This window comes from Conyzicola sp. (assembly GCF_046714715.1).
GTDB lineage: Bacteria > Actinomycetota > Actinomycetes > Actinomycetales > Microbacteriaceae > Conyzicola.
This window is the reverse complement of record NZ_JBKKAD010000074.1, coordinates 1-10,224: the sequence shown is the minus strand read 5'-3', so window position 1 is coordinate 10,224 and position 10,224 is coordinate 1. Positions and strand designations below refer to the sequence as shown.

The following is a 10,224-nucleotide window of genomic DNA, read 5'->3' as shown; positions in this document are numbered from 1 at the left end:
GCCCTCATCCGCCTGGGCTATGCGGTGGTCCGTCTCAGCTACGCGCAGGTGATGTTCGACCCGGCCGGGTCACTGGCGACGATCATCGCGGCCCTGCGCAGTCACCGCCGCGGCCCGGCCATCTGACCGGCCCGGCCACCTGCCGCGGACCGGCCATCTGCCGCACCCGCCAAATTCGTTCGCTGTGATTTCGCAACTCAGGCAGTTTGCAAACCGGCCGGCCCTGCGCCCGCCCAACCATCGGCATCCGCCCCTCATCGGCCGGTTTCTGCCTGAGTTGCGAGATCTGCACACCGGCCTTAACGGCGAATGGCCCGCGCCCCCGGGGGCGCGGGCCGCACACATGGCGCCTAGACCTCGTAGTCGATGTCGCGCGTCTCCTTGCTGATGAACAGCGCGATCAGCGTGATCACTGCCGCGGCGCTCAGGTAGAGCCCGACGAGCACCGGGCTGCCGTCGCCGGCCGCCAGCAGGGCCAGCGCGATGGTCGGCGCGAGGGCCGCACCGAGGATCGACGCCACGTTGTAGCTGATCGCCGATCCGGTGTACCGCACGTTGGTCGGGAACAGCTCGGGCAGAACCGAACCCATCGGCCCGAACGTGAGGCCCATGAGTGCGAAGCCGACGATGAGCAGCGTCATCACGCCGACGGTTCCGGCACCGAACAGCGGCACGAAGAGCGCACCGAACACGATGATGCCGACGGTCGTGAACAGCAGCGTCTTGCGGCGTCCGAAGCGCTCGGCGAGCGGGCCCGACACGAGCGTGAAGATGCCGAAGAACACGCAGCCGATGATGAGCATCACCAGGAAGTCGTTGCGCGAGTAGCCGAGACCAGGCACGAACGCGGCGGCGGCGGCATCGGTGAGCGGTGCGCCCTTCGCGATCGCGGCCTCCTTCGCCGCGGCGAGCGACGACGCGGTCGTGCCGTAGCTCAGCGTGAACGCGGTCATCAGGTAGAACAGCACGTAGGTGGCGAGCATGATGAACGTGCCGAGGATGAGCGGACGCCAGCTGGTCTTGAGTACCCGGGCGAGGGGCAGCTTGGCGACCTCGCCGCGCTCGACGACCTTGGTGAAGGCGGGCGTCTCGACGAGCTTGAGGCGCACGTACAGTCCGACGATCACGAGCAGCGCCGAGGCGATGAACGGCACGCGCCAGCCCCAGTTGAGGAAGTCCTCCTGCGACAGGTTGAGCGACAGGATGAGGAACACGCCGTTGGCGATGATGAAGCCGATCGGGGCGCCGAGCTGCGGGAAGGTGCCGTAGATGGCGCGCTTGCCCTTGGGCGCGTTCTCGGTCGCGAGCAGTGCCGCACCGCTCCATTCGCCGCCGAGGCCGATGCCCTGGCAGAAGCGCATCAGCACGAGCAGCGCCGGGGCGAGAACCTGCCAGCCGGGCGTGAGCGCGGTCGGCAGCACACCGATGATGAATGTGGCGATACCCATCGTGAGCAGCGAGGCCACGAGCGTGCCCTTGCGTCCGATGCGGTCGCCGAAGTGGCCGAACAGAACCGAGCCGATCGGGCGCGCGATGAACGCGACACCGAAGGCCGCGAACGAGGCGAGCTGGGCCGCCACGGCGTTGTCGCTGGGGAAGAACAGGATCGGGAACACGAGCACGGCAGCCGTGGCATACACGTAGAAGTCGTAGAACTCGATCGAGGTTCCGATGAGGCTCGCGAGGATGACGCGCGAACGGGGATTGACGGGTGCTGCTGGCGCGACAGTGGCGTCGACGTGTGACATGGAGAGAACTGCTTCCGAAACGAAAATGACGTGGAAAAGCGGGGGATGCGCGAGTGGCGCAGAAGATGTGGCCGCTTTTGGCAGCCGTTATACCCTACGCCTGTATCGAAAGGGCCGTCGGCAGGTCGCCGAGACCAGAGATGATCAGAACCCCGGATGCCGCGGCGCGCGCCTTCTCGTCGTCTGTCGCCAGGCCCTTCCGATCGAGCCACACGCCGGTGAGGCCCGCGCTCGCCGCACCGATGGCGTCGGTGTCGAGCCGATCGCCCACGTAGACGGCAGCGCCCGGCTCGACCCCGAACCGGTCGCAGGCGTACTGGAAGATGCGCGGATGCGGTTTGGCGACGCCCACATCGCCGCTGGCGATCGTGAGTTCGATGCGCGACGCGAGCCCCGTGACATCCATCTTCGAGCGTTGGAAAGGCAGTTCGGCGTTGGTGATCACGCCGAAACGCACGTCGGGGCGCAGCGCCTGCAGCGCGTCGAGGGCGGGGAGGGTGTCGTCGAACAGCTCCCAGGCGCGCTCGTACTCGACGAGGTAGCGGCCGAACCAGTTATCGGCGTCGACGTCGTTCGACAGGTCGAGCTCGAACGGCTCGACGAATCCGCGGGCGCGGTGGCGCCGCTGCTCGCGGTAGTCGATCTCCCCGGCGAGGTAGCGGTGGTAGTGGTGCTCTTCGAGCGCGTACCAGCGGGCGAGCTCCACGGCGTCGTCGGCCGCCGCGAGCGCCCCGCCGTGCGCCGCGCGGTAGGCCGCGACGCCGCTGGCCACCGCCCGCGAGTGCGCGAACAGGGTGTCGTCGAGGTCGAACAGCACCACCGCGGGGATCATCAGAGCGGCCAGCCGTCGTGGATCTCGCGGTCGTCGCCGCGCAGCAGCGACGCGTTCCAGGTGTCGACACGGGAGTCGCGGTGCACGACCGCCCTGCGCAGCGTGCCCTCGAAGTGGAAACCGTTGCGGCGGGCGACGATGGCCGACCCGAGATTGCCCGAGAAGGACTCCCAGCGCAGCCGGTCGAGGTCGAGCCCCTGAGCGTCGAACGAGTACTCGACGAGGGTCGCGAGCGCCTCGGTCATGACCGACTGGCCGCGGTGCTCGTGTCCCAGCCAGTAGCCGACGGTCGCCGAGCCCAGCGGTTCGTGGCGCAGTTCGATGACGCCGAGCAGGTCACCCGGCTCGGAACGGATGGCCCACAGCGTGAGCGCGGCGCTCGTCGCGGCATCCGAGGCATAGGTCGTCACGAAGTACTGCGCGTCGGCGCGCGTGTACGGCGAGGGGATGTGCACCCAGCGCTGCACCTCCGCGTCTTGGCAGTACCGGTAGACGGCGTCGGCGTCGGAGGGCCGCAGCGCGTCGAGGGTGAGCCGCTCGGAGCGGATGGTGGGCGGGATCATGCGCGGGGCAGGAAACCGATGCGATCGTAGACCGTGGCGAGGGTGACGTCGGCGATGGCGGCCGCCTTCTCGGCGCCGCGGGCGAGGATACGGTCGAGCTCGGCCGGGTCGTCGAGCAGTTCGAGGGTGCGGGCGCGGATCGGGGCGAACGTCTCGACGACGACCTCGGCGAGGCCCTTCTTGAAATCGCCGTAGCCGCTGCCGGCGTACTCGGTCTCGATCGACTCGATCGTGCGCTCGCTCAGCACGGAGAAGATGGTGAGCAGGTTCGAGACGCCGGGCTTGGATGACACGTCGTAGCGCACCTCGCCGTCGCTGTCGGTCGTCGCCGACTTGATCTTCTTGGCACTCTTCGCCGGCTCGTCGAGCAACCAGATGACGCCCTTGTCGGTGGAGGCCGACTTGCTCATCTTGTTCGTCGGCTCCTGCAGGTCGTAGACCTTCGCCGTGGCCTTCTGGATCTGCGCCTCGGGGATCACGAACGTCTCGCCGAACCGCGAGTTGAACCGGGTCGCGAGGTCGCGCGTCAGTTCGACGTGCTGGCGCTGGTCTTCGCCGACCGGCACCGTCTCCGCGTTGTAGAGCAGGATGTCGGCCGCCATGAGCGTGGGATAGGCGAAGAGACCGACGGTCGTGGCATCCGAACCCTGCTTCGTCGACTTGTCTTTGAACTGCGTCATGCGGCTGGCCTCGCCGAAGCCGGTCAGGGTGTTGAGCACCCAGGCGAGCTGCGGGTGGGCCGGCACATGCGACTGCACGAACAGGGTCGACAGCTCGGGGTCGATGCCCGCCGCGATGTACTGGGCGGCCGTGCGCCGGGTCGCCGCGCGCAGTTCGGCGGGGTCTTGCGCGACGGTGATCGCGTGCAGGTCGACGACACAGAAGACGGCGTCGTGGCTGACCTGCATCTCCTTCCACTGCAGCAGGGCGCCGATGTAGTTTCCGATCTGGAGGGAGTCGGCGGACGGCTGCATGCCGGAGAAGAGGCGGGGCTTGGTGCTCATGGTGTCCAGTCTTTCAGACGTTGCGGGTTGAGTAGGCGCGGTGGAGCTATGAAAATCGCGCCAGCGATTTCGCGACCCCAGCGCCGACCGAGCCTGCGAGGGAGGGTCGGCCTAGATCGCGTAGTCGACCACGACGGGGGCGTGGTCGCTCCAGCGGGTGTCCCAGGCGGAGGCGCGGTCGACCTCGTAGTTCTGCACCGCGGCCGCGAGGGCGGGGGTGGCGAGCTGGTAGTCGATGCGCCAGCCGGTGTTGGTGTCGAAGGCCTGCCCGCGCTGCGACCACCAGGTGTACGGCCCCTCGACCTCGCCGGCCCAGCGGCGGCCGACGTCGACCCAGCCCAGGCCGGGGCCGGTGCTGCCGTCGACAGCCTCGACGGTCGATCCGGCCTCGCCGAAGAACCGGTCGAAGTAGGCGCGCTCGTCGAGCAGGAAGCCGGCGCTCTTGCGGTTGCCCTTCCAGTTCTTGATGTCGAGCTCGCGGTGCCCCACGTTCAGGTCGCCGACGATGAGCCCGAGCTCGCTGTGCGCCGCGATCTCGGGCATGCGCGAGGTCATGGCGTCGAGGAACTTGTACTTCTCCACCTGCTTGGGCGTGCCGACGTCGCCCGAGTGCACGTAGGTGCTGACGACCGTGATGATGCGGTCGCCGACCTCGTAGTCGGCCTCGAGCCAGCGGCCCGCGCTGTCGAACTCGTCGTCGCCGAGGGCGACCCGGTGGATGGACGCCTTGTTACGTGAAGCGATCGCGACGCCCGCGCGCCCCTTGGCGGTCGCGGCGTCGTGCAGGATGTCCCACTCGGGGCCGAGCAGCTCTTCGACGATCTCGGTGGTCGCGCGAACCTCTTGCATCGCGAGGATGTCGACCCCGCGGGTGTCGAGCCACTCGCGCATCCCCTTCTTGTAGGCGGCACGGATGCCGTTGACGTTGACGGATGCGACGCGAAGGGGGGTAGGCATGCCCCTATTTTATGAGGCGCCACCGTCATCGGACTTCCGTCGCAAACGTCGGAAGAGGCGGGCGAGCCCGCGGGGTTCCTGCGCCGCCTTGGCGAGCCGCTCGAGCTCTTCGATGCGTTCGCGTTCGGCACGCTCCTTCTCGGCGGCCACGGGATCGGCGGCGATGCCCGCGTCATCCATGCCGACCGAGATCCAGGCAGCGCTGATGAGGATGACCTGGCAGACCAGGTTGAGGAAGATCAGCAGACCGGCGATGATCGCGAACGACGCGATGAGCGGGTTGTTGCTCGCGCCGCCGAGCAGCAGCCCTCCGAGCAGCTTGAGGGCTCCGAGCGCAACGCCGCCGATGACCGCGCCGCCGAGCAGGCGACGGAACGGGATGGGGATGCCCGCGAGCACCCGGTAGAGGGCGGCGAGCACGGCGACGTCGATCAGCAGCGCGACGAGCAGGCCGAGGATGCGCCCGGCCACGGTGCCGGCCATCGACTCGGAGCCGATGCCGGTGAGGTCGAGCAGCCAGCCGAGCGCCGAGGTGCTCACCGTCGAGATCACGGTGGAGACGATGAGGGCCGCGCCGAAGCCGACCGCGAGCCCGAGGTCTTTGAGCTTGAGCAGCAGGAAGAACGTCGAGTCGGGTGCTATCGAGAAGATGCGTCGCACCGCCTCACGCGCCGAGCCGAGGAAGCCGATCGCGGTGAAGAGCAAACCGACGAGGGCGAGGGCGCCGGTCCAGTTGAGGATGCCGGCGGTGAGCAGGTCGTCGGGATCGATCGCCCCGTCGCTGTCGCTCGACTCGATGAGGCCGGGTACCGCGTTCGCGATGGTGTCGACGAGCGATTCGCGCAGCGCCGGGTCACCCGCGATGACGAGGCCGATGACGGAGAACCCGACCCACAAGCCCGCGAACGTCGCGAACAGTCCCTGGTTGGCGAGCCCTGAGGCCATCAGCGGTCCGCCGGAGACGGCGTAGTGCTGGAAGACCCGCACGGGCTTCAGCTTCATCACCTTCTCGATGATGGCGGCGATGCCGGTGGGGGCGGCGGGCGTCTCGGTCGTCTTGTCGGCCATTTTTCAACCTTAGGTGGCTAGCGGGGCGTGAGAGTCAGCGCGCGTCGATCGCGACGGCCAGGTAGGGCGCGGTGCGGCTGGTGGTGTGGTCGGCCACGACGCGGGGTTCGCCCGCGACGACGAGCGTGCCGCCGGAGTCGCCCCCGCCCGGCCCCATGTCGATCACCCAGTCGGCCGACGCGACGACGTCCATCTCGTGCTCGACGACGACCACGGTGTTGCCCGCGTCGACGAGGCCGTTCAGCTGTTCGACGAGCAGACGGATGTCGGCGGGGTGCAGTCCCGTCGTCGGTTCGTCGAGCAGGTAGAGCGTGTGGCCGCGACGGGCCCGTTGCAGTTCGGTCGCCAGCTTGATGCGCTGCGCTTCGCCGCCGGAGAGCTCGGTGGCGGGCTGCCCGAGCCGCAGGTAGCCGAGGCCGACCTGGCGCAGCGTCTCGAGGCTGCGCGCGGCGGCCGGTACGTCGGCCAGAAACTCGGCCGCGGCGTCGACGGTGAGCCGCAGTACCTCGGCGATGTTCTTGCCGTTGTGGGTGACCTCGAGCGTCTCGGCGTTGTAGCGCGACCCGTCGCAGGTGGGGCACGGCGCATAGCTGCCGGGCAGGAAGAGCAGCTCGACCGAGACGAAGCCCTCGCCGAGGCAGGTCTCGCAGCGCCCGCCGGCAACGTTGAACGAGAACCGCCCGGCGTCGAAGCCGCGCTGGCGGGCCGCGGGCGTCGCGGCGAACGTGCTGCGTACCGCGTCGAACAGGCCGGTGTAGGTGGCGAGATTCGAGCGCGGGGTGCGCCCGATGGCCTTCTGGTCGACCTGCACGATGCGGTCGACCTGGTCGCTGCCGGTACCGCCGCTGCCGGTTCCGTCGCTCCCGGCGCCGTCGTCTTTGATGCCCGCGAGCACGTGCCCGACGAGGGTCGACTTGCCGGAACCGGAGACGCCGGTGACCGCGGTGAGCACGCCGAGCGGAACGTCGACGTCGACGTCGCGCAGGTTGTGCTTCGTGATGCCGCGCAGGTTCAGCCAGCCGCCCGCCTCACGCGGTTGCCGCGCGACCGCGGGCGCATCCGCATCACCGAAGAGGAAGGGGCGGGTGACCGAGGTCTCGACCTCGGCGAGCCCGTCGACCGGGCCGCTGTAGAGCACCGAGCCGCCGCCGCTGCCGGCGCCGGGACCCACGTCGACGATCCAGTCGGCGCGGCGCACGACGTCCATGTTGTGTTCGACCACGAAGACCGAGTTGCCGGCCGCCTTCAGCTGCTCGAGCACCTCGATGAGGGGCTCGGCGTCGGCGGGGTGCAGCCCCGCGGAGGGCTCGTCGAGCACGTAGATCACCCCGAACAGGCCGGAGCGCAGCTGGGTCGCGATGCGCAGGCGTTGCATCTCGCCGGGGGAGAGGGTGGGGGTGGCGCGGCCGAGGCTCAGGTAGCCCAGTCCGAGGCCGACGAGCACGTCGATGCGCGCCACCAGGTCGGTGGTGATCGTCACCGCGACCTCGGTCGTCTCGCCGGACGCCTTCGACGACACGGCGGCGCTCGCCGCGGTGAGCCGCGTGGTGGGGCGGAGGGCGTCGGCGAGGGCCTCGAGCGGCAGGGCGTTGAGGTCGGCGATCGTGTGCCCGGCGAAGGTCACGGCGAGGGCCGCGCGGGTGAGGCCGCTTCCGCCGCAGAGCGTGCAGGGTCCGGTCTCCACGAACTGCAGGGCGCGGTTGCGCTGCGGCTCGCTCTTCGAATCCGCGAGCGTGTGCATGATGTAGCTCGTCGCGCTCCAGAAACGACCCTTGTAGGGCTTCGCCACGCGGTCGCGCTGCGGTGTGACCTCGACGACGGGCTGCTCGTCGGTGAACAGGATCCAGTCGCGCGAGGCGCGGGGCAGGTCGCGCCAGGGCACGTCGATGTCGTGGCCGAGGCCGGCCACGACGTCGCGCAGGTTCTTGCCCTGCCACGCCCCCGGCCACGCGGCGATGGCCCCGTCGCGGATGCTCAGCGACGGGTCGAGTACGGCCGACTTCTCCGTGACCTCGTGCGCGACGCCCAGCCCGTGACAGCGCGGGCAGGCACCGGCGGCGGTGTTCGGCGAGAACGAGTCGGACTCGAGACGCTTCGGTGCGTCGGCGGGGTAGCTGCCGGCGCGCGAGTAGAGCATGCGGGTCGAGTTCGACAGCGTGGTGAGCGTGCCGACGGTCGAGCGCGAGCTGGGCGAACCGCGGCGCTGCTGCAGCGCCACGGCGGGCGGCAGCCCGGTGATCTCGTCGACGTGCGGGGTGTGCCCTTGGGCGATGAGCCTCCGGGCGTACGGCGCGACCGACTCGAAGAAGCGGCGCTGGGCCTCGGCGAAGATCGTGCCGAAAGCGAGCGACGACTTGCCCGATCCGGACACGCCCGTGAAGGCCACGATGCTGTCGCGCGGCACGTCGACGTCGACGTCTCGCAGGTTGTTCTCGCGGGCGCCGCGAACGCGCACGAATCCGGGCTGTGTGGGAGACGTCATTGGCCCCACACTATTCGGGCGCCCCTAGATCGACGATTCGCGGCGGCGCATTGACAACCGCCTATTTCTCTTGCTCGACGCCGAGCGCATTGCCGTCGGGGTCGAGGATCCACGCGGCCCAGACGGTGCCGCGGTCGGCGATGCCGTCGACGGTCTTCAGCTCGTCGGTGTCGTAGTCTTCGGGCTCGATACCGCGGGACTTCAGCCAGGCGAGTTCGGCGCGCAGGTCGTCGACGCGCCAGGCCGCCTTCGTCTGTTCGTCGTTCGAGCCGGTGGTGCTGGATGTCACGGTGATGCGCGTTTCGCCGGAGGCGGCGTAGGCGATCGCCGAGTCGCTCTCTTCGAGGATCTCGAGCTGCAGGGCGTCGGCGTAGAACGAGCGCGACTTCTGCAGGTCGGTCGAGAGGAGCACGACGCCGACGGGGTGGCTGCTGAGCATGGGGGAGACCTCACTGTTGTGAACGGGTGGTCGTTCCACGATAACCAGCGCCCCGCTGCGAGGCCCGGCCATGACAAAGCCCGCCCGGTCTGATAGACCGGGCGCGGTGGAGCTGGTTGAGTAGGCCGTCCACGGCCGTATCGAAACCGAATGCCCGATTTCGATACGGTCGCAAGCGACCTACTCAATCAACAAACAGCTACGCCTTGCCGCGCATGATCGCCTGCTTGACCTCGGCGATCGCCTGCGTCACCTGGATGCCACGCGGGCACGCCTCGGAGCAGTTGAAGGTCGTGCGGCAGCGCCACACGCCCTCCTTGTCGTTGAGGATGTCGAGCCGCACCTGCGAGCCCTCGTCGCGCGAGTCGAAGATGAAGCGGTGCGCGTTCACGATGGCGGCCGGGCCGAAGTACTGGCCGTCGGTCCAGAACACCGGGCAGCTCGACGTGCACGCGGCGCACAGGATGCACTTGGTGGTGTCGTCGAAGCGGGCGCGTTCTACGGGGCTCTGCTTGCGCTCCTTGCCGTCCTTCGTGCCCGAGGAGGCCATGAGGAACGGGTTGATCTGGCGGTACGACTCGAAGAACGGCTCCATGTCGACGATGAGGTCTTTCTCGAGCGGCAGGCCCTTGATCGCCTCGACGTAGATCGGCTTCGAGATGTCGAGGTCCTTGATCAGCGTTTTGCAGGCGAGCCGGTTGCGGCCGTTGATGCGCATGGCGTCCGAGCCGCAGATGCCGTGGGCGCAGCTGCGGCGGAACGTCAGCGATCCGTCCTGCTCCCACTTGATCTTGTGCAGCGCGTCGAGGATGCGGTCGGTTCCGTAGACCTCGACGTCGAAGTCCTGCCAGCGCGGCTCGTCGTCGACGTCCGGGTCGAAGCGACGGATGATGAGGGTCGCCGTGAAGGTCGGGATGACCTCGGGCACGGATGGGTTGTTCTCCAGGACTGCAGTACTCACTAGTACTTCCTCTCCATCGGCTGGTAGCGCGTGATCACGACGGGTTTGGTGTCGAGCTTGATGTGGTCGACGGCGTCGGCGGAGTGCGCGTCGCCCGTCAGGTAGGCCATCGTGTGCACGAGGAAGTTCTCGTCGTCACGAACGGGGTAGTCCTCGCGGAAGTGGCCGCC

The 10,224-nt window shown here is 68.8% G+C and carries 10 protein-coding genes; all 10 read right to left on the bottom strand.

The features are described 5' to 3' along the window. Positions 1-350: 350 nt before the first annotated feature. Positions 351-1,748, bottom strand: a complete 1,398-nt coding sequence (locus ACLQ6X_RS05970; RefSeq protein WP_411699256.1) for an MFS transporter — start codon at positions 1,746-1,748, stop codon at positions 351-353. A gap of 94 nt (positions 1,749-1,842) precedes the next feature. Beyond that, complete coding sequence (locus tag ACLQ6X_RS05965; RefSeq protein ID WP_411699255.1) at positions 1,843-2,580, bottom strand: HAD family hydrolase; 738 nt, start codon at positions 2,578-2,580, stop codon at positions 1,843-1,845. Continuing rightward, positions 2,580-3,143, bottom strand: coding sequence for a GNAT family N-acetyltransferase (locus tag ACLQ6X_RS05960; RefSeq protein ID WP_411699254.1), 564 nt, complete (start codon positions 3,141-3,143; stop codon positions 2,580-2,582). The genes ACLQ6X_RS05965 and ACLQ6X_RS05960 overlap by 1 nt, the downstream gene beginning before the upstream one ends. Next, positions 3,140-4,147 (bottom strand): tryptophan--tRNA ligase, encoded by a 1,008-nt coding sequence (trpS, locus tag ACLQ6X_RS05955; protein ID WP_411699253.1) that lies wholly within the window; start codon positions 4,145-4,147, stop codon positions 3,140-3,142. Before trpS ends, ACLQ6X_RS05960 begins: the two co-directional genes overlap by 4 nt. A 111-nt stretch (positions 4,148-4,258) precedes the next feature. Next, positions 4,259-5,104, bottom strand: coding sequence for an exodeoxyribonuclease III (locus tag ACLQ6X_RS05950; RefSeq protein WP_411699252.1), 846 nt, complete (start codon positions 5,102-5,104; stop codon positions 4,259-4,261). A gap of 9 nt (positions 5,105-5,113) precedes the next feature. Next, positions 5,114-6,172 carry a YihY/virulence factor BrkB family protein gene (locus ACLQ6X_RS05945; protein WP_411699251.1) on the bottom strand — a complete coding sequence of 353 codons (1,059 nt, stop codon included), beginning with the start codon at positions 6,170-6,172 and terminating at the stop codon, positions 5,114-5,116. A 34-nt stretch (positions 6,173-6,206) separates the two neighbouring features. Continuing rightward, positions 6,207-8,654, bottom strand: a complete 2,448-nt coding sequence (locus tag ACLQ6X_RS05940) for an ABC transporter (protein ID WP_411699250.1) — start codon at positions 8,652-8,654, stop codon at positions 6,207-6,209. A 61-nt stretch (positions 8,655-8,715) separates the two neighbouring features. Beyond that, the gene (locus ACLQ6X_RS05935) at positions 8,716-9,093 is read right to left on the bottom strand and encodes a VOC family protein (RefSeq protein WP_411699249.1); all 378 of its coding nucleotides are present in this window, start codon (positions 9,091-9,093) and stop codon (positions 8,716-8,718) included. A 199-nt stretch (positions 9,094-9,292) separates the two neighbouring features. Beyond that, positions 9,293-10,054 carry a succinate dehydrogenase iron-sulfur subunit gene (locus ACLQ6X_RS05930; protein ID WP_411699248.1) on the bottom strand — a complete coding sequence of 254 codons (762 nt, stop codon included), beginning with the start codon at positions 10,052-10,054 and terminating at the stop codon, positions 9,293-9,295. Continuing rightward, a partial coding sequence (locus tag ACLQ6X_RS05925) for a hypothetical protein (RefSeq protein ID WP_411699257.1) occupies positions 10,054-10,224 on the bottom strand: 171 nt, incomplete at its 5' end. The genes ACLQ6X_RS05925 and ACLQ6X_RS05930, both read right to left, overlap by 1 nt.

Excerpts from the sequence above, each read along its gene's own strand:
- ACLQ6X_RS05970 (WP_411699256.1), bottom strand. The coding sequence starts at position 1,748 with ATGTCACACGTCGACGCCACTGTCGCGCCAGCAGCACCCGTCAATCCC.
- ACLQ6X_RS05965 (WP_411699255.1), bottom strand. The coding sequence starts at position 2,580 with ATGATCCCCGCGGTGGTGCTGTTCGACCTCGACGACACCCTGTTCGCG.
- ACLQ6X_RS05960 (WP_411699254.1), bottom strand. The coding sequence starts at position 3,143 with ATGATCCCGCCCACCATCCGCTCCGAGCGGCTCACCCTCGACGCGCTG.
- trpS (WP_411699253.1), bottom strand. The coding sequence starts at position 4,147 with ATGAGCACCAAGCCCCGCCTCTTCTCCGGCATGCAGCCGTCCGCCGAC.
- ACLQ6X_RS05950 (WP_411699252.1), bottom strand. The coding sequence starts at position 5,104 with ATGCCTACCCCCCTTCGCGTCGCATCCGTCAACGTCAACGGCATCCGT.
- ACLQ6X_RS05945 (WP_411699251.1), bottom strand. The coding sequence starts at position 6,172 with ATGGCCGACAAGACGACCGAGACGCCCGCCGCCCCCACCGGCATCGCC.
- ACLQ6X_RS05940 (WP_411699250.1), bottom strand. The coding sequence starts at position 8,654 with ATGACGTCTCCCACACAGCCCGGATTCGTGCGCGTTCGCGGCGCCCGC.
- ACLQ6X_RS05935 (WP_411699249.1), bottom strand. The coding sequence starts at position 9,093 with ATGCTCAGCAGCCACCCCGTCGGCGTCGTGCTCCTCTCGACCGACCTG.